Below are 24,397 nucleotides of genomic sequence, written 5' to 3'. Positions count from 1 at the left end.
AGCCCTCTCTCGTCACCACCCGCCATAATGAGGTCCCACCCGCCACTGTCAAGTCTCCTGTTTGTGGTGGCTTTCAGACCGTGCTCTCTCTAGAGCGACCAATATTACTCAGGCGCGAGGGCTGTGGAGGGAGCCCAAGGGTATTAAAATAGTCTGACTGCAATTGAGATGCGGGGAGTGACAGATGGGAGACGGCTCGGGATTGAATACGGGCGCGCCATCCCCTCCGGACGACCCTCTCACAAGGCGGCGAGAAATCGTCCTCAAAGCCAGGGATGGATGGAAAAGACAGCTCATGGACCTCTCGCGCAGGAACAACCTCCTATATTTTCGGGAGCTGAGAGCCGGCACCCTCAGGCTCGACGGCCTCGACGGCGGAGCGAGGCGCGCCCTCCTTGGCGGGGCCGAGGTCTCTCCGCTCAGCGCGTTCCCCGAGGAGGAGCGGGCGAGGGCCGCCGCCGCCCTGAGAGAGATATGGCGAAGGGCCCGATCAAATCTCGAAGAGCGGGGCCTGGAGACGCTTTTCCTTGCATTCGGAATGGCGAGCTGGAACGCTGTCGACGGGGGGCGCCCGCCCGCTGCTCCCGTTCTTCTGATGCCCGTCTCCGTCTCCTACAGAGGCTCCGACCCGCGCAATGCGACAATCAAGCGCGTCGGGGACCTTCGCCTGAATCCTGCCCTTGTGCAGGTCCTGCGCTCGGACTTCGGCTGCAGGGTGGACGAAGAAGCTCTCCTGCCGGATCTGGAGAATGAGGTGGAGCAAACCGATATTTCAGCCATATTCGGAGAGCTCCGGGCCATAGCCAGAGAAGTTCCCGGCTTCTCGATAGCCGACACTCTCGTGCTGGGCAACTTCGCTTTTCAGAGGATGGCGATGGTCCGTGACCTCGATAACTATGAAGAGACCCTGGTCTCGAATGAGCTGATCGCGGCCATCGCGGGGGACCCAGTCGCGCAGGCCTCGCTCCAGCGTGAGCACGGAGAAATTGATCCCCGTGAACTGGACAGCATCCCGCCTGAGGACGAGTGGCTCATCCTTAAATCGGATTCCAGCCAGCGCGTTGCGATAGAAGCTGCAAGAAGGGGCCAGCACCTCGTTATATCCGGTCCCCCGGGGACGGGGAAGAGCCAGACTATTGCTAATCTGATAGCCGTGCTGGCCGCTGAGGGGAAGAGGGTTCTCTTCGTGGCGGAGAAGCGCGCCGCGCTCGATGTGGTGCTGCAGAGGCTGACCGAGTGCGGACTCGACCACCTCGTGCTCGACATTCATGCCGCCGATATCTCCAAGCGCGAAATAATCAACGGCCTAAGGCGCTCGAACGAGATTCTTAGAACAAGCACGGATGTCTGCGCCGATGAATGCAACCGACAGTTTGCGGAGCGCCGGGCGGCGCTCAATGCTCACGACAGGAGGATGCACATGCCCCGGCCTCCGGCGGGACTCAGCCTCTACGAGATTATGGGGCGCCTCCTTCGGATGCCCCCCGAGACCGCGTGTCCGGTGCGCTGGCGCGGGGCTGAGCTACTTAGACTGGACGGCCCCGCGGCCGACAGGGTTCAGCATCTCCTCACCCGGATGGCTGGCCTCACCGACATCATCTTCGGGACCAGTGCGTCTCCCTGGAGGGGCGCATGGTTCTCCAGCGGCGAAGAAGCAAACCGGGTTCAGGACACCGTGGCCTGGCTCAGCGGGGGTGAGTTTGCTCGATATAAAAATAGGATGGCGGCCCTCGCATCCGCCTGTGGATTCCCCGCTCCGCACTCGCCGGCTGAGGCAGGCAGGATGCTGGAATTGGTGAAACATGTTGAGGAGGTCCTGACCGTTGTGGAGCCCATGATATTCGACCAGGACCTGGAGCTGGCGCTTGAGCTCCTGAGGCCGGCCCTGGGCAGCCGTTTGCGGGAGCTGAGGTGGCTCGTCCTGAGCCCTCGATTCCGCAGGATGCGGAAACTCCTCCTCTCCCTCGAGCGCCACGGGCACCAGCCGCTCTCTCGAGTCTATGAGCACTGCCTGATGGCCTCCCGGGTCCGGAGGGAGTGGAGGACCATTTCAGGGAATCGGGCCGCGAAACCCACCGTTCCCCGGGAGTTTGATGGGGCGAGGGCGCAACATGCCTCGGTGGCAGGCGCCCTCTCCACGGTCTCGGCAGCGCTCAGGACCGGGGGTCTCGAAGCGCTCGGTTTCGAGGAGCTGGCGGGGCTGCTCTCGGAGCTGTCAGCGGACCGCGTAACGCCATATAGAATCGTGAGCTTAAAGGATATGGTCGACGAGCTGACATCGCTGGGCACGCGCAATGTTTTTGATTTTATGATATCGAAGGGGGTCTCTCCGGAACTCTGGCCATCCGTCTTCAGGCGCTCCTGGCTCGAATCGATGCTGGAGGAGGCGAGCGCTTCATCGCCAGAGACAATGGGCTTCAACGGGAGGGCCCACGACAGACTTGTAGAGGAGTTCCGGAGACTGGATGACGAGCAGCTGAGGCTCGCGCGCGCTCGCGTCAGGCGGCAGCACGCCCTGAGGGCCATTGACACGATGAACAGATTCCCCTCGCAGGCGGCGGTCGTCAAGCGCGAGCTGAAGAAGGCGACGAGGCACAAACCCCTCCGGGCCCTGATGGCCGAGGCCCTGGATGTCCTGACGGCGCTCTGCCCCTGCTGGATGGCCAGCCCTCTCTCGGTGAGCAACCTGATCGACGCATCGAGGACCTACTTCGATTATGTGATATTCGACGAGGCGAGCCAAATCCTGCCGGAGACCGCCATTCCCACGCTCCTGCGCGCGAGGCATGCTATTGTCGCGGGCGACAGGAACCAGCTCCCTCCGACGACCTTCTTCTCGGAGACGGGGGACGAGGAGCTCGAGGAGGAGCCATCCACAACCTCCGGATTCGAGAGCATTCTGGATGTGATGAGCGCTTTCGTCGAGACAAGAAGTCTGGACTGGCACTACAGGAGCAGGGACGAGGCTCTCATCGCTTTTTCGAACCGGCACATCTACAGCGACAGGCTGGTCACCTTCCCGGGGTGCGGGAGGGACCCGGCGCTGTCCCTCGTGCTGGTGGAGGCGACCCTGCGCGACACCCGGGAGGAGAGCAGCGCGGAGGAGGTCAGGAGAGTGGTGGAGCTGATTCTGGAGCATGCTCGCAACCGCCCCGAAGAATCGCTCGGCGTCATCGCGTTGGGTATCAAGCACGCGAAGAGAATTCAAATGGCGCTCGATGACGTGCTGGAGAGAGGCGTCGATTGCGAGGAGTTCTTCAATTCAGAGAGGAGAGAGCCGTTCTTTATAAAGAACCTCGAGCGCGTTCAGGGCGACGAGAGGGACGCGATAATCCTCTCCATAGGCTACGGGAAAACGCCGGACGGGAGGCTTTACTATCATTTCGGACCACTCCTTTACAAGGGCGGTGAGAGGAGGCTTAATGTCGCCATAACGAGGGCGAGGTGCAGGATGACGGTCGTCTCCTCGTTCAGCCACCTCGACATGGACCCGGCTAGGTCGGATGCGAGGGGGGTTCAGCTCCTGCGCGCGTATCTGGAATATGTCTCAACACATGGGAGAACCCTCGGGGATACAGCCGGTGCCGGCGGGGCCCTCAACGCGTTTGAGGCGGATGTATACGAGACGCTCAGGGCGAAAGGAATTCCTCTTGTCCCGCAGTGGGGCGTATCCGGCTACAGAATCGACATGGCCGCCCAGCACCCCTCGAGGCCCGGCAGGTTCGTCCTCGCCATAGAGTGCGACGGTGCGAGCTACCACTCCGTTCCAATGGCCCGGGACCGTGACAGGCTCAGGCAGGAGCGGCTCGAGGCGCTGGGCTGGAGGTTCCATAGAATATGGTCCCTGGATTGGTTCATGAGGCGCGAGGAAGAGGTCCGGAGGGCGCTCGAGGCCTACAGGAGGGCGGTGGAGGCGGCGGACGCTCTCGACTGTTCAGGAATGCTGTCGGTGGGGAGGAGCCCGGCTCTGACAGACCTCTCCGCACCCAAGCGCCGGGAGGGATGGCCGAATTTTGTCGCGGATAGGGGGGGCCCGCGGGAGCCCGGGGACATTGCCACCGGGCGGGGCTGGATGGAACAGGGCGCAAAGGGAATTGAGCGGTCCGCGCAAATTGCCGGTGGACACGCGGACCGGGGAATGGGCGAGGCCTCTGTGGGCTCCGGCGGGCCGGAGGCCCTGAGAGACGGTGGCGACCTTTGGCGAATTGTGAACCCGGCGAGGCGGAGGGGGCCCCCGCCCCCCGTCCGGAGGGTCGGGAGCGTCGAGGAGCTAGAGCCGGAGGAGGTTCGGGCGGTCGTGCTCTGGGTTCTCTCGGACGGCGTCCTGAGAACGGATGACGAAATCGTGGCTGAGGCCGCGAGGGCGCTCGGGTTCTCAAGGACCGGCCCGAGGATAGAGAGTAGGGTGAGGGATGAGCTCGAGGCGATTAAGAGGGCGGGGGGGCGGGGACCGGGAGAGGAGAGGAGGGGGAAAGGAGGGGAGGAAAGAAGAAACGCTCTTGCACCGCAGGTGGTTGATTGGCAATGGCATGAGGGAAAGAGCCGGGTGGGGCGATGAGAAGTGGTCATAATTACGACTATGATTGGCAGGCATCCGGAGGATGGACGAGAAGGAAGCGACTATTAAATTTTTAATCAGGCGGTGGCCACCGGGCCTGTCTCAGTACAGCAAGACCTCCTGCTCCCGCCTCTTCTCCGGGAAGCAGGCCTTGATGTCCTCAATCACCCGCCGTAACTCATCTCTATTGTCGAATACGGACCGGAACAGCATCATTCTCCCAACCATGTGCTTGTTCCTTCCATGGCTGTCCCTCACGAGCTCCAGGTTCTTTATGAGGACGCCCGTCCTCTTCCTTTCGTCCCGAAACTCGACTGAGGGGAGGCCGGGCAGGATCTCGCTTGCAAATAAAGTGGTCAGGGGGGTTGATGGGGCGAGACGATGCTTTTCCGAGAGCGCTTTCTGGATTGCGACCAGGATCTTTTCGCTGGCCACGAAATTTGCCTCGACCGGGGAAGGTCCGCGCCTGACGAACACCACAATACGATAGCCGAAGAAGGCCGAAGCGGAGACGAAGAGTATCAGAGCTATACCGGCTGGAATAGAGGGGTCGGCCAGCCATCGTGTGACCGCCAATACAGCCATCAAGACGGAGACGATGAGTCCGGCGAGCGGGATAGCCACTCGACCCGTCCGGGCGAACCAGATTCCGATTCCGCTCACATCCTTCTCCATGAGCGGGTCCACCCTGAACGCGTTTCCGATGACCTCGCCGGGCGGTCTATACCTGAGAGTGTAGAGACTCTCCCGGAACTCATCGAAAACGTCCTTTTGAGAGAAATATGTGATATAGAATAAGAATATGCCAATGATTATGAAAAGATAAAGAGCTGCCCAGTTGATAACCCGCCAGGGCGTGTCCTCTTCCTTGACCCCGATAAATGCGACTCCTGCGAAGGAGAACATGAACATACCCTGACATATCCAAGCATTACGTAAGACCTCTGGCGTGACTCCGGGGTCTCCGGAAGCGACAATTCGATTTGACGATTCTCCAGTCTCTCCTCCATTAAAAGTCCAGTTATTGCAATCGCTCCACCGATAAAATATAGATATGCCAACAAGAGAGGGCTGATATTTAAAAATACTGCAGTCGCTGCCGTGATCATCGCTCCTGTAGTGATGACGATTTGGATTGCGACGAGCCGTTTCTCGACGCGTCCCATGTCTCAAGGCCACCTCCGGAGAGACTCATGGTGGTGATTGCAGGGGTATTGACACAGGACATTTTTCATATTTTTCCGCACCATCCTGCTTTCTTCACTCTTATGGCGATTCTTCCGTCATCCTCGAGGACAACAATGGCTCTGTTTCCAAGGAGAATCACATCGGGTCGCCTGGATTCCATTGGAAGTTGATATTCCAGAATGTTGTCATACCCGGAGGCGCAGGCATCCGTCTCTGTCATCACCCGTATCTGCCGCTGCAGCACAGGAATCGAGGTGTCCCATGCGGAAAGCTGGGAGCCGGAGGCGTCCCTGATGAATTCCCTGAGCGTGTTCCTGACAACAGCGGGCCTTGCTCTGCAGAACTCCTCGAAGCTCGCGTGCCAGCCATAGGTTCTGTGGGAAGTCATTCTCCGGGCGAGCTGGAATTCATTTTAAATTAATTAAGCTCTTCTGGAGCGCGGCCCCGTTACCCCTCCGGCCCCCTCCTTATCGTCTCAAGGTCGAAGAAATCCACTCCGAGCCTCGAGGGAATTCCTTGCTCCTCCATGAAAAAGGCCATGACGAAGTAGAAGGCCGCGACCCTTTTTTTGAGCTCCTCACCCTTTAGCCCAGGGAGCCTGTCCTTCGCCATGTCGTACATAGCGTTTATCAGCGCCCCGGTCGCCGCGGAGTTGGGGTGACTGGTCTTCTTGCGCTCCTTGAACTCATGCAGGAAGGCGCGGTAGAGCTCCTTGCTCGGGATGAAGGTGGTCGGGGTCCCGTCCTCCTCTCTTCCGAATGGCTCCACCAGGCCGCACCTGAGCATATCGGCGACGTCCTCCTGCAACTCCTCGAGTGTGAGGGCGAAGCGGTCTCTGATGCGCGGGGACATGCTGGATGACCGGGTAATCAATGCCACTGCGAGCTGATAAACGCATCGGTCGCGGGCGCGGCGGGTTGCGCTAGAGCCGGAGGGGGCTTCCCGGCATTTCCTGAACCCCGGTCTCCTCAATTTCACCGCCAGACCCGTCCGGATGGTGGGCCTTAAGACCACGGCGCGGAATTCGCTCCCGTGGATAGAGTGCGCCGCGACCGCTCCGAACTGTGCGGCGCGCGTGGCCCTCGCTAGCACCATTCTACGAGCGCAGCGGAACAAACCTTAATATACAAAAAAATGTTCCCGCCCCCAGGAGCAAGGAGGCATAGTGGATGGTAGTCAAGGCGGACCTGAAGAAGTGCAAGGGGGCCGGGGCCTGCGTGGAAGCTTGTCCAAACGAGGTTCTTGAAAAGAAAGGTGGAAAGGTTCACATCGCCAAACCTGACGACTGCGTCGAGTGCGGCGCGTGCGTCGACGCCTGCCCGAACCAGGCGCTCAGCCTGGACTGATCCCAGACCTCCCGTGCCACTGGGGCGGGTGAGTTCCGCACCGGTGCTCCCACGCCGGCATGTCTCTCGCACCGCGGGGAAGGAGCGCCGGTTAACTCTTTATACCTGCCCAGTGGTCCCCGCTATCCGAGGGGAATTCAGCGCGCTCTCCGGCCGGCTTCCCAAAAAGATTTTATCTTAAGACCAGACTTTCCCGCGGGGGCTCAGATGGCCGCGCAGAGGGTTGTGCCGGACCGCGTCTCGGATCAGCTCGGGCTGTACTGTCCCGAGCCTATATTCCGAACGAGGCAGGAGTTGGACGATATGAAGCCCGGTGAGATCCTTGAGGTCGTCGCTGACGACCCGGCGACCGCGGAGGACATACCGCGCCTTGTGGAGCGCACGGGCAACGAGCTTGTCGATTTCTACAGGGCGGACGGCGTGAACCACTTCATCATCCGGAAGACCTCCGGCTGAGGGACCCCGGTTCGGGAGGGGAATAGATGGGGGAAGCAAGGAGAGTCTATCTCGATGGAGCGGCGGGGCTTCCCGTGGACCCGCGAGTGGTCGAGGCGATGATGCCCTACTTCACGGAGAGGTTCGGAAACCCCTCCTCGGTCCACATGTTCGGAAGGGAGGCGAGGAGTGCACTCGAGGCCGCTAGGGCGAGCGTCGCAGCGCTCATCGGCGCGGCGAGACCGGGTGAGCTTGTCTTCACTTCTGGAGCGACCGAGGCCAACAACCTCGCAATAAAGGGCGTGGCTTTAAGAAACCGGGGTGAGGGGAAGCACATTGTTGTATCCAGAATAGAGCATATGTCTGTCATCAACTCCTGCAGGTTCCTCCAGAAGAACGGCTTTGAGGTCACGGAGGTTCCGCCCAATAGGGATGGCATCGTCGACCCCGGCGCCGTGGAGCGAGCTATCAGAAAAGACACATCGCTGATCTCAGTGATGTGGGCGAACAACGAGATCGGCACCCTCCAGCCCGTCGAGGAGATAGGGAAAATCGCGGCAGAGAGGGACGTGTACTTCCACAGCGACGCCGTGGCGGCCGCGGGCAGGGTGCCGATAAACGTTCAAAAGGCCGGCGTGGACCTACTCACCCTCTCCTCAAACGACATCCATGGCCCGAGGGGCGTGGGAGCGCTGTATGTCAGAGATGGCACCAAGCTCGAGCCCGTTATTCACGGCGGGGGGCAGGAGAGGGGACTGCGCTCCGGGACCGAGAACCTGCCTGGCATCGTGGGCTTCGGCAGGGCCGCGGGGCTCGCGGCGAGCGAGATGCTCGCCGAAGCGCCGAGGCTCGCGGCCCTCAGGGACAGGCTCGTGAGGGGAATCACGGAGAGAATTCCGGAGACATACCTGAACGGCCACGTGGAGAAGCGCCTCCCGAACATCGCCTCCATCCGGTTCCTGTACGTCGAGGGGGAGTCGCTGATTCTGAATCTGGAGGCAAAGGGCATTGCCGTCTCCTCGGGCTCGGCCTGCACATCCAAGACCCTCGAGCCCTCCCACGTTCTGATGGCGCTCGGCCTGCCCCACGAGGAGGCTCACGGGACCCTCCAATTCTCCCTACATAGATACATCACAGAGGAGGACATCGACCACGTCGTCGGAGTCCTCCCGGACATCGTGAGACGCCTGAGAGCAATGTCTCCCCTGACGCCTGAGCACCTGAGGTGAGGCCGAGGGCCTGGGAGTCCTCCCGTGCCGCCAGAGGTCCTCCGGGCTCGGGTCAGAACGGGGCGTGGGAAGAACACACCAGAACTACCCTGTGGACTTTTTCGGGAGTGGATGGGCTAATTGAAGACTCGCGGGGCGGGTCAGTCATAGTCCGCCAGCTGCGCCCTCGCGTCCCGGATGTCCCTCTTGCCTGGTGGGAAGGGGAAGTTCCTCAGCTTCTCCGAGGGCCTCTCGTTCCCGTAGGGCCTGTTGCAGGCGACCCTCCCGTCCCTCCCGGGGCAGCCGGAGGTCATGAAAGCCTCGCCCGACTCGATCACTCTCTCAAGCTCCCCGCCACTCAGGTCGAAGCCGACGAGCTGGCCCCTCGAGTTGAAGCTCATCCTCTCGAACCTGCCCAGACCGGTATCGATGATGTACCTCGCGAGCTGAACCCTCCTGTACTGGCCAAGGGGTGGTCGGGGCCAATCCTCCATCGCGCTCCCCGCTTCAGGGAAGAACGAGAAGAGGTGCGTCGAGGCGCCTAGGTCGCTAACCCTCTGAATCGCTTCGACCATCTCCCTCTCCGTCTCTCCGAGACCGACGATGAGGTGGACCCCGACCATGCCCCTGCCAAAGACGGCAATAGAGTCCTCCAAAACACTCCAGTAGCGCTCCCACCTGTGCGGGCCACGGACCCCCCGGCCGCGAAGGCGCTCGAAGAGCTCAGGCGTGGCTGCGTCTATCGCAATACCGATTCTGTCCACACCGGCCCTCTTCATCTCTTCGAGGGGCCCCCTGCCCCTTATCAACGTCGGCGCGATGAGGCCCGATATTCCAAGATTCGTGCTGTCCCTGAACCTGCCCGCTATGTCGTTCAGGTCGGCGAGGGCTCTCGGGTGGGTTATCATAGATATGCAGACTCTCTGGAGGTGGCGACCGCGCTGGAGGGTGCGCTCTATCACCTCGTCGGTGCGGAAGGTCGGCCAGTCCACCCTGATGAAACTGTCCCTCTCGGGCTCGCGCGAGCTCGAGAGGCCGCAGTAGGCGCATCTCGCGTAGCAGCCCGATTCGTATGTGAGAAGGAGGTTGAGCGCGCCGAGGCGCGCACCCCGGTAGAATCTCCCAGGGTAGAACCCAAGGGTTATGGCCGCGGCCGTGCTCGCCCGCACATAATCGGGCGACTCATGTGCGGTTTTCCCGATTCTTCCACCTTTGTCCCGGCGCGCCACGACCGCCATTTCAGGCACCCCTTTCCCCCAACCTAACCTTCGGCCTTCCTCATCTCTTCCAGAATCCAGCTCTTCAGGGCCTCCGGCTCGGACAGAATGTCGGGCGACGATAGCTCCCTCTCCAACCTCTCCGGCCTGATCGCGAGAATCCAGGCGTCGTATGGGCTCCTGTTTATCAGCCTCGGGTCCCTCATTACCTTCTGATTGACCTCGACCACCCTTCCGCTGAGGGGCGAAATTAGCCTGCTGACGAACTTCGCCGACTCGAAGCTACCGAGGGACCTCCCCTGGCGGGCCGTTTCTCCCGGGCCTAGTGCGATGTAGTTCATGTGGCCGGCCGTGCGCGCAAGGAACGAGTCCAGGCCTATTCTCACCACACCGCCCCTCTCTGGCTTGAGCCAGACGTGCGCTCCCCTGCGCGCATAGTAGAACCTGTCGAGCGGAAAGCGCAGCCCGCCGACCTTAAGAACGCCCCTCCGGCCCCTTGCCGGGGCCACCCTCTGTTCCTTATTTCCCCGCCCTTCGCGCCTCGCCCTCAGGCCCATCGGGACGCTCCTCCTCGGACCTTCTCTCTTCTTAGGACCCTCCCCTACCACGTAAATTCCCCCTTCCTCATCTCCCACTGCCGTTACCAGCGATGCGGGTGGCGATATTAATAATTTCTTCGGGGCAGTAATCAAGACCCACCAGGCCGCTCCACCAGCCCTCGGGCCCCGCCCTACGCAGATTTTTGACAGAAGCTATCCTCCCCTCGACAACCTCGAGTAGTAGCTCGGTCCCGGCGCAGTCGAACTGAACGAGGTAGTTCAGCTCCCTGACCTTGACCTCGCGGAAGCTCTTCTTCGCCCCTTGGTCCCCCAGCCATTTCTTAGAAAACAGCTCCATCCTCACCCTCTCCATCTCCTCCGCAATCGCCTCCGTTAGCGGGCTACCTCCCGCGGCTCCATCTCCCTCTCCGCTCTTGCGCCGGCGAATCTGGTAAAAGGGAATCGCTCCGCGCATCCGGCCACCTCCTCTATACTTCCGCCGCTCCGTCCCAGTCCCTCCCGGGGCCAGTGGAGGTGCGCTCCCAGGCTCCTCTAGGGCCCCCAGCAGATTCGCGTAGCCTTCCCTGACCAGCCTGCGGAGTACGGACCAGGGCGGCGGAGTGCCAAGCTCGGCCCTGAGGGTCGTTATATTCCTTTCGAGAGAGTTCCGGAGCGCCCGCCGGAACTCCACTCCGGGGCACCTCAAGACACGGGTCATTCTGTCGATATTGAAATCGACGAGGAGATTGGTCGCGAGAACCGCACACTCCCCGACCTCCCCTCCGCCGGTGCCGGATATCTTCCGGCCCTTCACGAGGACGTCGCAGGGGGGCCTGAGCTCCGCCTCCAGCCCCAGCCCCCTATACACCTCGAGTATCGGACTGAGAAATTTTCTAAAGAAATTGTTCTGCCCGGCCGGGACCGCGGGATTGTCCCTGCGGAGCACGAGCTGGACGAGGAGCTGGTTCTTGTCTATGAAAACAGTCCCGCCGCCGATTTCCCTCCTGAAAACGCCGATGCGATTCCTCCTGCAGTACTCGATGTCGACTTCGGCTGAGATGCCTTGCGAAAATCCCACGCACACATACGGCTCGATTGTGCGTGTGAGGACGAGGGCCTCGATGCCCAGCCTGCCCAGCGCGTGGTAGACGAGCTGGGTCGCGTCCCAGCGCATCCGAGGGATGTCGAGCAGGAGCAAGAAGTCCACCTCACAACTCACCCGGGGCTACTAGCAAGGGTGCGAAAGTCGCCCCCGGCCCCGCCTCTTTGCGCACTGGCCACTCCACCTGAACCAGCCGAGCCGGGACACGCGTCGCCGCTCATTCTGCCCCTCACGACGGCCTCCTCGGCGCCCTCGAGGCCCCGGCCTTACTTCTTGTACTTGTTGTGCTCTGCCGTGAGCCAGTTTGTAAAAGCCTCGGTGCCGGGGCGATAGAGCCTGGCGAGCTCGTCTTGGAGGTTGGAGGGCCTGACCTTTATCATCCAGCCCTCGCCGTAGGGCGAGTCGTTGACGAGCTTCGGCCTCTCCTCGAGCGCGGCATTGACCTCCACGATTTCGCCGCTGATGGGTGACTGGACCTTTCCCGTCCACTTGCCCGAGCTCAGGGTCCCGAAGGGCTTGTCCTGCTCGATCTCATCCCCGACCTCGAGCGTCACGATTCGCTTGATGGTCCCGGCCATCTTCTGGGCGAAGTCCGTCACGCCGATGACGACCAGCTCCCCATCAACCCTGGCCCAGGCGTGGTCTTTGTGGTAGTAGAGCTCCTCCGGACAGTCGTAGTCAAGTACTTTCATGCCTCCCCTCCCTCGGGCACCGTAAGGGGGTGGGGTTTTAAAGGATTTTTGAAAAAACCATCATTTCCTCATCGCCTTGAGCTTCTCCTCGGCCTCGATATAGTCGATGGGAGAGAAGTAACCCCGGAACCTGTCCTGAGCATCGCGAACAATCACCGCCGCCGGCCGATTCTTCTTTATCTCCTCGAGTGCGGTCTCAAGCGCGTCCGTGTCCCTCACGTATAGGATGTGCGTGTCCATGACCTTTGAGACATCGAGCGAGAGAGGGTCCCCCTGCGCCTCCAGGATGCCCCTGAGAATCTTGCGCTCTGTGACCACCCCAAGAATATTTTCTCCGTCCTTAACCAAAACCACGCCCCTTTTCATGGCGAGCAGCTTCCTCACCGTTTCCCGGACCGTGGTTCCCGCGCTTACGGTGTCGAACTCGTCCGTGATGACGAAGTCGCTGACCCTCAAGCGGCCCTCGCCCTTTTCCTCCTTCGGCATGAGCTCCCCATTTCCCTGATTGCCGGGAACGATAATAATGTTTATCGAAGCGAAAGGATGAGCGGAGGTGGGCAAGGGCGGACTCGCTTACGGTTGGAGTTCGAGATAGAACGAGAGAGCGCTTCTGAAGAGAGCCGCGGGCCGAAGAAATCTTACGCATCTCGGGCTGGAGTGGTAGCCGGGGAGGTGTCAGGAGGGATTGTGAACCATTTCAGAGACCGGCGCGAGGAACGCCTTGGCCGGGAGGATAGGTCAAATTCAGACTCCATCGGCCACGGAAGCCCCCTGAGCGATGGCTGGTGAAGGGTGGTATCGGAGTTCGGGCCGAGGGCCCCGCGAGCCGCAAGCGCAAATTATTTATAGTACCGAGTCGTAGCGCAATTAGAAGAAGAACAACGGAACGCAATCCCAACTCACTCTCATCAGTCAAGTCCGATGAGCCGCGCGCGCAGTGCGCAGCGCGGACATAGGGCCCCGGCGAGATGCCGGAGGCTTGTGGGGAGTGCGAGTTCCCCGGGCTCTTCTTCGAGCGAAGCTAAGAGAAGGAGGATAAGGAGATGAATATAGACCCAACAGCAATGAAGTACGTGATACACGCGAAGCTCCAGACCGACGGCATCGTCGAGAAACCGGACGTCGTGGGAGCAATATTCGGGCAGACCGAGGGACTCCTCGGGGACGAGCTCGACCTTAGGGACCTCCAGAAGAGCGGCAGGATGGGTCGCATAGAGGTCGAGGTGGAGTCCCAGAGGGGCAAGTCGATTGGAAGGGTAACCATGCCCTCGAGCCTGGACCAGGTCGAGACAGCCATTCTAGCGGCCGCCCTAGAGACCATCGATAGGGTAGGCCCCTGCAGGGCGAAGATCGAGGTCGAGGACATCGAGGACGTGAGGGTGGAGAAGAAGAAGAAAATCATCGAGAGGGCCAAAGTGCTGCTCCAGCAGCTGATGGAGAAGTCCAAGGCCGGTGGCGCGGACCTGACGAATTCGGTCAGGGCCGCCCTCCAACAGGAGGAGGTCATCGCCTACGGTAAGGACCGCTGCGACGCCGGGCCCAACGTGGTGGACTCCGACGCCATAATTGTCGTCGAGGGCCGCTCCGACGTGCTCAACCTCTTGCGCCACGGCATCAAGAACGCGATAGCCGTGGGCGGAACCAACATACCCAAGACCATTCAGGACCTGAGCAAGGAGCGCATTGTGACGGCCTTTGTGGACGGGGATAGGGGTGGGGAGCTGATTCTCAGGGAGCTGCTGCAGGTCGCCGAGGTGGACTACGTCGCCAGAGCGCCGAGAGGCAAGGAGGTTGAGGAGCTTACACAAAAGCAGATAATGAAGGCCCTAAGAGACAAGATGAGCATAGACCAGTTCCTCGAGTCCATAGGCGGCCCCGGCGCGCTCCACGGGAACGCGAAGTTCCCCCTACCCCCTCCCCCCGAGGAGGAGGCGGAGAGACCGGAGGAGAGGAGGCCCGAAGCATCCGCGGCCCCCGACTACCCGCGCACCCCGCCGCCCTCCGTCGTTCCCGAGCCGGGCGTCCCCGTTCCCGCTCCCCCACCGGACGCCTCTGCCTCCATGGGCGGACCGCAGGAGGGAAGGGGTGGCTGGCTCTCCAACATAATCAACCGGGGCAGAACTGAGCAGAGAGCGCAGGTCCAGCCCCCGCCCCCTGCGCCGCCCGCCCAGCCTGGCAAGAGGCTATCACCCGACCAGCATAGGATGAAGCAGCTCCTCGACAAGCTCGGAGGGACCGGCAAAGCCAACATCCTCAACGCCAAGGGAGTGGTGCTCTCGGAGATTCCCGTCAGGGACCTTGCAGAGGGCCTGAAGTCGCCCCCGCCGGAGAGTTTCTCAGTGGTCTTCGATGGCATCATCACCCAGAGGGTGCTAGACGCAGCCGCTGAGGGCGGCCTGAAGTGCGTTGTGGGGATGAAGAGCGCCAGCATCACTAAAATGCCGGCAAGCATAGAGGTATGGACGAAGAGCGACCTTGAGTGAAGAGCGTGGTGTCTTTGCCCTCGGACGCTGTGGACATGAGGAAGGGGGGCAGGCTGGGGGATATAGAGAGCACTGCCGACATCAGAATTCCCTCCGACCCGCTCGAGAGGGTGATCGGGCAGGACGAGGCCGTGGAGCTCGCGAGAATCGCTGCCCGGCAGCACCGCCACTTCCTCCTCGTGGGCCCTCCGGGGACGGGCAAGTCCATGATCGCGCAGGCGATATCGCTCCATCTTCCCCGGCCCTCGGAAGAGATTCAGGTGGTCCACAACCCGGAGGCTCCCGAGAGGCCATTCGTGGAGGTTAAGACGGCACTCGACGTCAGGAGGGAGCTTGAGGCCCGCGAGGGGGCGGAGGGAGAGCTGATTGAGCCACACGAGGCGCCTGTGAAGGTCGCCGAGCAGCTCGGGTACAGATGCGCGAACTGCGGAGCCTACTCCCCACCTTCGGAGACCGTCTGCCCGAGCTGCGAGAGGTCGAAGTTCCAGCCCCTGCGCACCTTGAGCACCAACAACCCTTTCGGGGACCTTATAGGGGGAATCGTTGAGGTAACCATAAACCAGCTCGGGGGAGCGGGGAGGAACCGGGTCACCACAACGCGCAGGCGTGGGGGCGGGGAGGAGGTCGTGGTCTACGAGCGATGCGGCGATCGAATCAAGGTTCTCGACCAGAGGGCGCTTGAGAAGAGGCGAGAGGTCGAGAGGGCGAACCCGCGCAAAGTTCTAGTCCCTCTCCAGCGCAACCCCTTCGTCATGGCGACGGGGGCTAGCGAGACGGAGCTGCTGGGTGACGTCAGGCACGACCCCTACGGCGGCCACCCCCAGCTCGGCTCACTGCCCTACGACAGGGTCATCCCTGGGGCGGTGCACGAGGCCCATGAAGGCGTTCTTTTCATTGACGAGCTGCCCCACCTGAGCCATCTCCAGAGGTACATACTGACCGCGATGCAGGAGAAGCGCTTCCCGATATCCGGCCGTAACCCGCAGAGCGCGGGCGCGAGTGTCAAGGTCGACGGCGTGCCATGCGACTTCATTTTCGTTGGAGCGTGCAATCTCCAGGATCTTCCGAACATACTCTCTCCCCTGAGGTCGAGAATCGCTGGATCCGGGTACGAGGTTCTGGTGGAGACCTACATGCCCGACACAGAGGAGAACCGGGCGAAGATAGCCCAGTTTGTTGCTCAGGAGGTCGCAATGGACGGGAGAATTCCGCACGTCAGCCGGGCCGGGGTGGAGGAGGTGATTGCGGAGGCGAGGCGTAGGGCGAAGGCCTTGGACGGAAAGGACCGGTGCCTGACGCTCAGGCTCAGGGAGCTAGGGGGGCTAATAAGGACCGCCGGGGATCTGGCGGTGATGTCGGGAGACAAGCTGGTCGAGGCGGCCCACATTAGAGCGGCGCTGAAGCGCTCCAGGACCGTAGAGGAGCAGGTCAGGGACAGGTACGGTTCATACTTTGCGGGCGTGGCGAGGGACATCTCGCTGGCCCAAAGAGACTACGCTCCCTACAACCTCTGGAACCAGCACCTCTCGGACGACAAGAAGGGCTACGAGTAGGGGTGAGGGACCTGAGGCTTAGGGAGGAGAGGGCGATGGAACTCCTGGCCGCGCACGGCGCGGCCCTGGCGTGGCGAGGGACGGGGGCGGAGAGGGGCGGGGGTGGTGGGGATGGGAGTGCCGAGAAAAATGGAGAGGGGGTTGAGAGGGGTCCGGATGTGGAGGGCTCCCTTCTCGTGGGCCTGGATCCAGCCTCCCACAAGGTTCTTCTTCTACTGAAAAAAGGGAATGTGGAAGACTGGGGCTCCCTGCTCGAGGCCCGGCCCAGAGAGGTGGCGAGAGAGTACCTTGAGCCCGGCGAGGCCGCCAGTGGCTTCGTAGGGAGGGAGCTCGCTCGCCGAGCTGGGTTCCCCGGCCAGGACCAGACCAGGCTTGAGAGGCTCGTCGCCGCCGCCCACGAAGCGCTCTCTGCCCACGAGGCACTCTGGGTGGACGTAAGGTTCTGCAGAAGCGGCGAGGGCTTCGCGGTCTGCAGAGCCGTCGTGGAGGTCTGTGACGAGGCCCTCTTCCGCCACCCGGAGCTCGAGGGCGCCGGTGAACCATCCGCGCTCCCCGGGATGACTGAGAGAGAAAGGAGGGCCCGCGAGGCCGGAATTCTGTACCTTGACCTCGACGGCGACATCGGGCTCCTGCCCGGCGGGATGGGCTTCGCGCTAGCCGCGCTGGACATTGTGAGGAGAGTGGGGGGGAGCCCCGCCAACATTATGGACTCGGGCGGAGAGGTCACCAAAGAGAGGCTCGAGACGATGATGAACCTCCTATTAGACAACCCCGCCGTCGTGACGGCTTTCTGTAGCCGCTGGGCGGGGCTGACCCGCGCGGAGGACTGGGCCCGGTTGATGATTGATTATATAATCGAGAAGAAGCCATGCAAGCCAATTGTCCTGCGCGTGGCGGGTAACGGCGAGGCCGAAGCCCGGAGACTATTCGAGGAAGCGGCGGAGAAGCATCCGGAGGAGTTCAAGAGGGTCTGGGTATTCTACTCCAACACTCCCTTCGACAACGTCGCACGCGAGGCCGTCGCCCTGACGGACATGATAAAGAGAGGCGAGAGCCCATTCGGGGAAGAGCGGGCGGCTGAGGAGCCCACTGTGGAGGATGGCCCACGAGAATCGTCGAGGGCGGGACGGGCCTCCGCTGAAGGAAAGAGTCCGGAGGGAGATGTGGCTGAGCGCGGCAGGAGAGACAACTCCGATGAGAAAGCCCCCGGGGGCTCAAAGGGGAGCGGGAGCGGAGCGAACAGCAGAGCAGAGGGTGGTGACCGGAGGGACGACGGCCGCTCCGTGACCGGGGGGATTGGGGTCACCAAGAATTTGGGCAGCGAAGGCGCTGGTGGCGGTGGCCCGGAGAGGCTCGAGAGCCGGGGCGGAAGAGGGGATACTGGCGCCTCCGGCACCACCGCGGGGGGTGGATGAATGGCGATTCTGGTCACGGGCAGCACCCAAGTCATGGTGCAGGGCATCACCAATGCCCCCGGCAGGAACTACACCAAGCTGATGCTCTCCTACGGAACCAAGGTCGTCGGGGGGGTTTCGCCAGGGAGAGGCGGCGAGACGGTCTGCGGCCTACCCGTGTACAATACGGTCAGGGAGTGCCAAGACCACCACCCGGATGTGAAGGCCACGGTACTCTGGGTTCCCCCGCGTCAGGCCCGCGACGCCGTGCTGGAGGCGGTCGAGGCCGGAATCAAGCTCATTGTGCTGACGACCCAGGGCGTTCCCCCCCACGACATTATCCTTGCTCGGAAGAAGGCGTGGGAGAGGGGACTGGTTTTTCTCGGAGGGAATACTCTCGGCGTCATCAGTCCTGGAAGGGCCCTCGCGGGCATGCTCCCCACCGGCGCCTTCTCCACCGGAAGCGTCGGAATAGTCTCGCGAAGCGGCCTCGTTTCCTACTACATCGCCAACACGCTCGACCTCGCGGGCATGGGCGTGAGCACCTGCGCCGTCCTCGGCGCGGACACCTTCACGGGCTGCGGCTACGAGGAGGTCCTGAGCAGGTTCGAGGAAGACCCGGAGACCCAGGCCGTTGTCATAGCGGGCCAGCCCGGCGGGGCCCTGGAGGAGACCGCGGCCGGATTCATCAGAACGATGAGAAAGCCCGTCGTCGCCTACATCACGGGAGTCAGTTACCCCGAGGGCAGGTGGCCGGAGAGGGGCTTCCCGCCCTTCCTCGCTCCTAGTCCCACGGGCGCGAACAAGGTCAGAGTGCTAAAAGAAGCCGGAGTTCCTGTGGCTGAGACCCTGATGGACATCCCGAGGATGCTCAAGAGGGCGCTCAGGAAGTAAGCTCTTTCTGGGCATCCATCAGTAGACTGGCGGCTCCTGGTACTCACCCCAAACCTCGCGCAGGACGCCGCATATCTCGCCTATCGTGGCGTAGGCCTCGACGCAATTGAGAATCAGGGGCATCAGGTTCTCATCCCCCTGCGCGGCCTCCCGGAGCGCCTCCAGTCTCTTCCTGACCTCCTGATTGTCCCGGCTTCTCCGGGTCGCCCTGAGCCTCGCGAGCTGGACCCTCTCGACCCTCTTCGGGACCTTCAGAATGGGGATTTTCAGCTCCTCCTCGGCCATTTTGTATTCATTGACGCCGACCACTACCCTCTCGCCCCTCTCTATCTCTTTCTGATAGCGGTAGGCTGAGTCGGCGATTTCCTGCTGGAAGAAGCCCTTCTCGATGGCCGGAATCACGCCACCCAGCTTCTCTATTTTCTCAAAGTATCTGTAGGCCCCCTCCTCCATCTCGTTCGTTAGCTGCTCGATGAAGAAAGCTCCCCCGAGAGGGTCTATTGTGTTTGTGGCTCCACTCTCGTGCGCGATTATCTGCTGGGTCCTGAGGGCGATTCTGACGGCCTTCTCGCTCGGCAGGGCCCAGGCCTCGTCCATCGAGTTGGTGTGGAGGCTCTGCGTCCCCCCGAGGACAGCGGCCAGGGCTTGAAGGGTGACGCGGATAATGTTGTTCTCAGGCTGCTGGGCGGTCAGGCTGCAGCCCGCGGTCTGGGTGTGGAAGCGCATCCACCAGGAGCGAGGGTTCTTCGCCCCGAACCTCTCCTTCATGACGGTCGCCCAGATTCGTCTCGCGGCGCGGTACTTCGCCACCTCCTCGAAGATGTCGTTGTGGGCATTGAAGAAGAAAGAGAGCCTAGGAGCGAATGCGTCGACATCCAGCCCGGCCTCGATGCCCGCCTTTACATACTCCATCCCATCTGCCAGCGTGAATGCGAGTTCTTGAAGCGCTGTTGCCCCGGCCTCTCGAATGTGGTAGCCGCTGATGGAAATCGTGTTCCAGCGGGGGACCTCCTTTGTGCAGTAAGCCATTATGTCCGTTATCAGCCTCATCGAGGGCCTGGGGGGGAAGATGTAGCTCTTCTGCGCCATGTACTCCTTCAGAATGTCGTTCTGAATGGTGCCTGATATCACCTTCGGAGACACGCCCTGTTGCTTCGCCACCGCGATGTACATCGAGAGAAGGACGCTCGCGGGGGCGTTTATCGTCATCGAGGTCGTGACCCTGTCCATGGGAATTCCGGAGAAGAGAATCTCGAAGTCCTTCAAGGAGTCTATGGCCACGCCGCACTTACCAATCTCCCCCTTCGAGAAGGGGTGGTCGCTATCGTAGCCATATATCGTTGGCAGATGGAACGCAATGCTCAGGCCGGTCTCGCCGTGGGCTAGTAGGTATTTGAATCTTTTATTGGTATCCTCGGCGGTGCCGAAGCCCGAGAACTCCCTCATCGTCCAGAGCTGGCCCCTGTACATCGTTGGATGGATGCCCCTAGTCAGCGGGTATTCCCCCGGGAAGCCGAGCTTCTTCATGTAGTCAAACCCCTCGAGGTCGTCGGGAGCGTAGATTCTGTTCACTTCCTTGCTCGAGGTCGTGACGAAGCGCTCCCGCCTCTCAGGCGCGCGTGAGAGGCTCTCCCTGAGGGTGGTCTCCTCCCATTTTCTCCGATGCTCCCGGATTTCCTCAAGGGCTTTTCTGTCGTACACACAGGCCACCCGCCCCATCATCGGGCGGGCAGTATTTCAGGGTTTTGCTCTCTATTTATTTCTGAGGTGGAATCGCAAGCTCGTTGTTGAGGGGGAGGGTGGCGCGGCCGCCACCCCGACGTATCCGCCGGGGTGGTGCCCTGAATGGAAGAGTGCTTTTTCCGGGTCCCGGGCAGCCCAGTCCGCAATCTCAATCGCGAATCTCCTTCCTTATCTCGTGCTCGACCGTCTCTCCCGGGTATATCGGGGTTTCCTCCTCTCCCCTCTTCACAGAATAGAGAAAAACCTCGAGGTACCAGCCCTCCTTCACGTTATGCCTCTCGAGAAAATCCTGTGGAATCACGATGCCGGTACCTGTCCAGCCGAGAATCGACTGATAGAATATGGTCCTGCACTCAAGCCTCTCCCGAGGCTCCGCCACGACTTCGCCCCACTGGTTGACCACGCGCGCGACTTCGCAAACCAGAACTTCTTCGCCCTGAAGGTCATAATCGTCCCATGTCTCGAGCGGAATGGGGAAAATCACTTCGGGCGGAGCTCCTGTGAGGAAGTTCACCACCCTCTCCGGCATTCAACAGTCCACTCCTTTGAGACAAAGATAGCCCTTCTGGTAGGGATGGGCGATCTCCCTCATCTCCGTCACATAGTCCGCGAGCTCCATCACCTGCGGGTGGGCGTACCGGCCTGTCAGGACGAGCTCTGTCCGCGGGGCCTTCCCCCGGATGAGGCCCAGGACGTCCTCTAGTGAGATAAGGCCCCAGTCGAGGGCTACGTTCAGCTCGTCCAGTATGACGATGTCGTATCTCCCGGAGCATACGGCCTCGCGAGCGAAAGCCAGCCCCCTGCGCGCCAGCGCCTTGTCTGTTTTGGAAGGGGCCCCTTTCCTGACGAATCCCCTCCTCCCGAACTGGTAGAGCTCGAAATTGGGGAGGCGCGCCACGGCCCTCTGCTCCCCGTACTGATTCCTGCCCTTCATGAACTGAATCATGCAGACGTGGAGGCCGTGGCCGACGGCTCTCAGGCCTAGGCCCAGGGCTGCGGTGGTCTTGCCCTTGCCGTCCCCAGTGTAGACGTGGACCATACCTAGGCGGCGCCTCCTCCATTCCCCCTTCACATTCACCCCTCACATGGCAATGCAGCGAACGATATTAATACTTACCAGGGCAATTATTGTGTCCGTTGGGCGGGATGCGTGAGGATGCCGTGGTGCCCTAATATGGTTGGAGGCCCCTTACGATTTCGTGTCGCATTAGAGCCTCACGCGCAGGCCGGGGATGGAGAGAGCGGGCCCGGGTCCCTACCCACTCCGCGCACAGCAAGAATTCGCCCCTTCACCCTCCTCCTCTCCCTACTCATTCTGCTCACCAACCTCTCTTCCTCCGCCTGGACGGGGTCGCCCTCAGCTCCTCGAGGCCTCAGCTTCCGGGACGATTTCGACTACAGCCCCTCCTGGAGGGTTGTTGAAGGGACTTGGAGATATCATGATGGCGTCATCAATGGCTCAGGAGCAGACGCGCGCATTGTCGCGGGGAGCGGAGAGTGGCTCGACATCCACATAACGGGAAGGCTCAGGCTAGTCTCGGGCGGGGAGGCGGGGGTGCTCTTCAGAGTGAATTCGGCGAGCCACGGCCTGAACAACGGGAGGTACTATCAAGCGAGCTTTTCCGGGAAGGGCACGGCGAGGCTAAGCAGGGTAGCGATGGGCGAAGTCGCTCTGAAGAGTGCACCATGCAATTTCTCAGCTGGCGACTGGCACGACTTCGGCGTTAGGGTATGCGGCACGGCGATGGAGCTCCTCCTTGACGGAGAGCCCGTTCTGAACCACACGAATCTCGAGCTCATGCAGGGCAGGGTGGGGCTGGGGGCTCGGGGCTCCACCGCCGAATTCGACAACATCGTGGTTAGAGACGCGGTGACCGGGGCCATCCTCCTCTCCGACAATTTCAGCTCCAGCCCGTGTGGGGGCTGGGACCCGCACGAGGGGACCTGGGACATCGCCGATGGCGAGTGCGGCCTGATATCTGAGGGCGCGGGTCTGGACCGCATCCTCGCGCCGGTTGAGGCGCCCGGGTCCAACTGGACTCTTAGGACAAGGATGATATGGAGCGCGGGGAGCAACTTCGAGAGCGGGGTCCTCTTCGGCTTCAACGGCCCCGGTGACCACTACCTCGTCCTCCTCTCCGCTCGCGACCAGACCTTCCGAGTCCGGAGGACCGAGGGCGGGGCGGTTAATGCAAACTGGCTCGTGAAGCCCTTTCCGGTTGCTAAAAATGAGTGGTACACCCTCACGGTTCTGTGGAATGGGAGCGGGTTCGAGTTCTACGTCAACTCGGCACAGGTCGCATCGAAGACAGAGCCCTATCCCCTACCCGGCAAAGGCTTGGGCCTTGGCTCCTGCTCGAATTCGGAGGAGAGGGTCAGGTTCTCTTTCTTCGAAGTTATCGAGGGCCTCTCGCCCCCAATGCCCGACCTCAGTATCAATCTGAGCACTCTCGAAATCTATCCAACGCGCCCCAATCCCGGCGATGACGTTACGTTCAAGTTCGGCGTGGACAACTCCGGGACAATGGATGCCGCGGGAGGTATTCTCGTGGAGGTTCTCGCAGACGAGATTCGGCTCGCAGTTGCGGTGGAGAGCAATATTCCGGCCGGAAGGACCTATCTCGTCTTCCTGCACTGGGTCGCCAACCTGACCGGGAACCTCTCCCTCCTATTTGTCGTTGACCGCTTCAACCAGATAGATGAGCTGGACGAGGACAACAACAACGCATCGGCCTTTCTGACCGTCAATACGCCTCCCGTGGCCTCATTCACCATGGTTCCAGAGGACGGGAGGGCGAGAATCGCCGAGGAGGTCAGGTTCAACGCCTCCGCTTCCCACGACCCCGACGGCAGAATTGCCTCGTATCACTGGAGCTTCGGCGACGGAACGGGCGCCTCGGTGCCCGTGGTGGGGCATAGATACCAGAGGGAGGGCAGCTACAAAGCCGTTCTGACGGTGACCGACAGCGATGGCGCCTCCGCGAGCGCCAGCGCGAGGGTTTATATCTCAAAACGAGACCCAAGCGCCGATTTCACATGGAACCCCCCCACCGGTAATGTATCGACGGTGTTCATATTCCGCTATCGGATTCAGGACCCCGACAACACAATGAGCGGCTGGCTCTGGGACTTGGGCGACGGCCTGAGCACCACCGACCAAGCACCCTCGCACCGCTATTCTGACGACGGGGTCTATACCGTAACCCTGACGGTTTTCTTCAATCAGGGCAGGAACTCAACCTCCGTCCGCAAAGAGCTAATAGTCGAGAACACCCCGCCCTGTGCAACAATTCTCTCGGCACCTTCCGACCTGCTCAAGCGAGAGGAGGGCATATTCAGGGCCTGTGCTACGGATCTCGACGACCCTCCTGAGTTACTAGGCTTTCTCTGGTGCTTCGGCGACGGGGTCTCCGCGACTGGCCCCGAAGTCTCCCACTGCTACACGAGGAGCGGGACCTACAGGGTCTCCCTTACCGTGAGCGACGACGACGGCGACAACTCCACACTCTATCACACCGTCAGGGTACCCAACCTTCCTCCGGAGGCCCTCTTCGCCTGTCCCCCCCCGGGCTACCTGAATGAGACGTTCACATTCGACGCTACCTTCAGCTGGGACCCGGACGGCTCGATAGTTAACTGGTCATGGGAATTCGGTGACGGTACGAGGGGCTATGGAGCGGTAGTGTCCCATGGCTACTCAACTCCGGGGAACTACACGGTGACGCTGACTGTCACGGACGACGAGGGCGCGACCAACTCCTCATCAGCTGTCCTGTGGGTCAGGGAGATGCCCACCCCACCACCCGTCTCCTTGCCGATATCCCCAGGGACTACATGGACCACGGTTGCGCTGGTTGCGGCATTGGTGGGCCTAGTTATGCTCGCGCTCGTCGTATGGGCAAGCCTCAGACGGAGGGGCGGGGGGAGGGGGGAGCGGGGGAGGAACAGGGCCCCGGCGGGGTGCAGGGCTGAGAACTGTGGTGAGACGATGCCCCAAGCGCTTTGAAAGGGCTTAAATGGGGCAATTCAATATCTGCCCCGCAGG

General features: G+C 61.5%; 20 protein-coding genes. 9 read left to right on the top strand and 11 right to left on the bottom strand.

Features of this window, described 5'->3' with window-relative positions; genetic code table 11:
* Window positions 1–184: 184 nt before the first annotated feature.
* On the top strand, window positions 185–4,558 hold the full coding sequence (locus QW379_06445; GenBank protein ID MEM2870041.1) for an AAA domain-containing protein: 4,374 nt from the start codon (window positions 185–187) through the stop codon (window positions 4,556–4,558).
* A 102-nt stretch (window positions 4,559–4,660) separates the two neighbouring features.
* Here the strand turns inward: QW379_06445 and QW379_06440 are convergent, their stop codons facing one another.
* From QW379_06440 to QW379_06430, 3 genes are all read right to left on the bottom strand, one after another.
* Complete coding sequence (locus tag QW379_06440; protein ID MEM2870040.1) at window positions 4,661–5,470, bottom strand: hypothetical protein; 810 nt, start codon at window positions 5,468–5,470, stop codon at window positions 4,661–4,663.
* A gap of 319 nt (window positions 5,471–5,789) precedes the next feature.
* Window positions 5,790–6,134 (bottom strand): hypothetical protein, encoded by a 345-nt coding sequence (locus tag QW379_06435; protein MEM2870039.1) that lies wholly within the window; start codon window positions 6,132–6,134, stop codon window positions 5,790–5,792.
* A gap of 59 nt (window positions 6,135–6,193) precedes the next feature.
* A complete protein-coding gene (locus QW379_06430) occupies window positions 6,194–6,841 on the bottom strand; it encodes a hypothetical protein (protein MEM2870038.1) in 648 nt (215 codons plus the stop codon).
* A 74-nt stretch (window positions 6,842–6,915) separates the two neighbouring features.
* Between QW379_06430 and QW379_06425 the strand changes: the two genes are divergently transcribed.
* The 3 genes from QW379_06425 (at window position 6,916) to QW379_06415 (ending at window position 8,756) form a co-directional block, all read left to right on the top strand.
* Entirely contained in the window at window positions 6,916–7,092 is a 177-nt protein-coding gene (locus QW379_06425; GenBank protein MEM2870037.1) for a 4Fe-4S binding protein, read from the top strand.
* A 207-nt stretch (window positions 7,093–7,299) separates the two neighbouring features.
* On the top strand, window positions 7,300–7,548 hold the full coding sequence (locus QW379_06420) for a sulfurtransferase TusA family protein (protein MEM2870036.1): 249 nt from the start codon (window positions 7,300–7,302) through the stop codon (window positions 7,546–7,548).
* A gap of 26 nt (window positions 7,549–7,574) precedes the next feature.
* Window positions 7,575–8,756, top strand: a complete 1,182-nt coding sequence (locus QW379_06415; GenBank protein MEM2870035.1) for a cysteine desulfurase family protein — start codon at window positions 7,575–7,577, stop codon at window positions 8,754–8,756.
* A gap of 140 nt (window positions 8,757–8,896) precedes the next feature.
* On the opposite strand, the gene QW379_06410 is transcribed toward QW379_06415, so the two are convergent.
* The 5 genes from QW379_06410 to QW379_06390 all read right to left on the bottom strand — a co-directional run bounded on the left by QW379_06410 (window position 8,897) and on the right by QW379_06390 (window position 12,771).
* Window positions 8,897–9,973, bottom strand: coding sequence for a radical SAM protein (locus QW379_06410; protein MEM2870034.1), 1,077 nt, complete (start codon window positions 9,971–9,973; stop codon window positions 8,897–8,899).
* A 23-nt stretch (window positions 9,974–9,996) separates the two neighbouring features.
* Window positions 9,997–10,587: a glycine cleavage system protein H gene (locus QW379_06405; GenBank protein ID MEM2870033.1), complete on the bottom strand. Its 591-nt coding sequence runs from the start codon at window positions 10,585–10,587 to the stop codon at window positions 9,997–9,999.
* Window positions 10,577–11,698, bottom strand: a complete 1,122-nt coding sequence (locus QW379_06400; protein ID MEM2870032.1) for a hypothetical protein — start codon at window positions 11,696–11,698, stop codon at window positions 10,577–10,579. Before QW379_06400 ends, QW379_06405 begins: the two co-directional genes overlap by 11 nt.
* A gap of 161 nt (window positions 11,699–11,859) precedes the next feature.
* Window positions 11,860–12,285 carry a glycine cleavage system protein GcvH gene (gene gcvH, locus QW379_06395; GenBank protein MEM2870031.1) on the bottom strand — a complete coding sequence of 142 codons (426 nt, stop codon included), beginning with the start codon at window positions 12,283–12,285 and terminating at the stop codon, window positions 11,860–11,862.
* A 60-nt stretch (window positions 12,286–12,345) separates the two neighbouring features.
* Window positions 12,346–12,771, bottom strand: coding sequence for a CBS domain-containing protein (locus QW379_06390; protein MEM2870030.1), 426 nt, complete (start codon window positions 12,769–12,771; stop codon window positions 12,346–12,348).
* 557 nt (window positions 12,772–13,328) lie between these two features.
* Here QW379_06390 and dnaG point away from each other — a divergent pair.
* From dnaG to QW379_06370, 4 genes are read left to right on the top strand one after another with little or no spacing between them, the layout of a single operon-like run.
* Window positions 13,329–14,768, top strand: coding sequence for a DNA primase DnaG (gene dnaG / locus QW379_06385; protein MEM2870029.1), 1,440 nt, complete (start codon window positions 13,329–13,331; stop codon window positions 14,766–14,768).
* Between the two features lie 35 nt (window positions 14,769–14,803).
* A complete protein-coding gene (locus tag QW379_06380; protein ID MEM2870028.1) occupies window positions 14,804–16,321 on the top strand; it encodes an ATP-binding protein in 1,518 nt (505 codons plus the stop codon).
* 2 nt (window positions 16,322–16,323) lie between these two features.
* Window positions 16,324–17,736, top strand: coding sequence for a hypothetical protein (locus QW379_06375; GenBank protein ID MEM2870027.1), 1,413 nt, complete (start codon window positions 16,324–16,326; stop codon window positions 17,734–17,736).
* Window positions 17,737–18,609 (top strand): succinate--CoA ligase subunit alpha, encoded by an 873-nt coding sequence (locus QW379_06370; GenBank protein MEM2870026.1) that lies wholly within the window; start codon window positions 17,737–17,739, stop codon window positions 18,607–18,609.
* A gap of 18 nt (window positions 18,610–18,627) precedes the next feature.
* Here QW379_06370 and QW379_06365 read toward each other — a convergent pair whose 3' ends face one another.
* The 3 genes from QW379_06365 to cobO all read right to left on the bottom strand — a co-directional run bounded on the left by QW379_06365 (window position 18,628) and on the right by cobO (window position 21,430).
* A complete protein-coding gene (locus QW379_06365; protein MEM2870025.1) occupies window positions 18,628–20,310 on the bottom strand; it encodes a methylmalonyl-CoA mutase family protein in 1,683 nt (560 codons plus the stop codon).
* Between the two features lie 190 nt (window positions 20,311–20,500).
* The gene (locus QW379_06360; protein ID MEM2870024.1) at window positions 20,501–20,881 is read right to left on the bottom strand and encodes a hypothetical protein; all 381 of its coding nucleotides are present in this window, start codon (window positions 20,879–20,881) and stop codon (window positions 20,501–20,503) included.
* Entirely contained in the window at window positions 20,882–21,430 is a 549-nt protein-coding gene (cobO, locus tag QW379_06355) for a cob(I)yrinic acid a,c-diamide adenosyltransferase (protein ID MEM2870023.1), read from the bottom strand.
* Window positions 21,431–21,526: 96 nt separating this feature from the next.
* On the opposite strand from cobO, the gene QW379_06350 reads away from it, so the two are divergent.
* The gene (locus QW379_06350; protein ID MEM2870022.1) at window positions 21,527–24,358 is read left to right on the top strand and encodes a PKD domain-containing protein; all 2,832 of its coding nucleotides are present in this window, start codon (window positions 21,527–21,529) and stop codon (window positions 24,356–24,358) included.
* Window positions 24,359–24,397: the final 39 nt, after the last annotated feature.

It is taken from the genome of Thermoplasmata archaeon (genome assembly GCA_038851035.1).
Lineage (GTDB): Archaea > Thermoplasmatota > DTKX01 > VGTL01 > VGTL01 > JAWCLH01.
This window is presented reverse-complemented; position numbering and strand designations above follow the sequence as displayed.

Bases quoted from the DNA above. Each gene is read 5' to 3' on its own strand.
- QW379_06370 (MEM2870026.1), top strand. From the start codon at position 17,737: ATGGCGATTCTGGTCACGGGCAGCACCCAAGTCATGGTGCAGGGCATC.
- QW379_06415 (MEM2870035.1), top strand. From the start codon at position 7,575: ATGGGGGAAGCAAGGAGAGTCTATCTCGATGGAGCGGCGGGGCTTCCC.
- QW379_06350 (MEM2870022.1), top strand. From the start codon at position 21,527: ATGGTTGGAGGCCCCTTACGATTTCGTGTCGCATTAGAGCCTCACGCG.
- dnaG (MEM2870029.1), top strand. From the start codon at position 13,329: ATGAATATAGACCCAACAGCAATGAAGTACGTGATACACGCGAAGCTC.
- QW379_06360 (MEM2870024.1), bottom strand. From the start codon at position 20,881: ATGCCGGAGAGGGTGGTGAACTTCCTCACAGGAGCTCCGCCCGAAGTG.
- QW379_06380 (MEM2870028.1), top strand. From the start codon at position 14,804: ATGAGGAAGGGGGGCAGGCTGGGGGATATAGAGAGCACTGCCGACATC.
- QW379_06440 (MEM2870040.1), bottom strand. From the start codon at position 5,470: ATGTTCATGTTCTCCTTCGCAGGAGTCGCATTTATCGGGGTCAAGGAA.
- QW379_06430 (MEM2870038.1), bottom strand. From the start codon at position 6,841: ATGGTGCTAGCGAGGGCCACGCGCGCCGCACAGTTCGGAGCGGTCGCG.
- QW379_06425 (MEM2870037.1), top strand. From the start codon at position 6,916: ATGGTAGTCAAGGCGGACCTGAAGAAGTGCAAGGGGGCCGGGGCCTGC.
- gcvH (MEM2870031.1), bottom strand. From the start codon at position 12,285: ATGAAAGTACTTGACTACGACTGTCCGGAGGAGCTCTACTACCACAAA.
- QW379_06390 (MEM2870030.1), bottom strand. From the start codon at position 12,771: ATGCCGAAGGAGGAAAAGGGCGAGGGCCGCTTGAGGGTCAGCGACTTC.
- QW379_06435 (MEM2870039.1), bottom strand. From the start codon at position 6,134: ATGACTTCCCACAGAACCTATGGCTGGCACGCGAGCTTCGAGGAGTTC.
- QW379_06410 (MEM2870034.1), bottom strand. From the start codon at position 9,973: ATGGCGGTCGTGGCGCGCCGGGACAAAGGTGGAAGAATCGGGAAAACC.
- QW379_06420 (MEM2870036.1), top strand. From the start codon at position 7,300: ATGGCCGCGCAGAGGGTTGTGCCGGACCGCGTCTCGGATCAGCTCGGG.
- QW379_06445 (MEM2870041.1), top strand. From the start codon at position 185: ATGGGAGACGGCTCGGGATTGAATACGGGCGCGCCATCCCCTCCGGAC.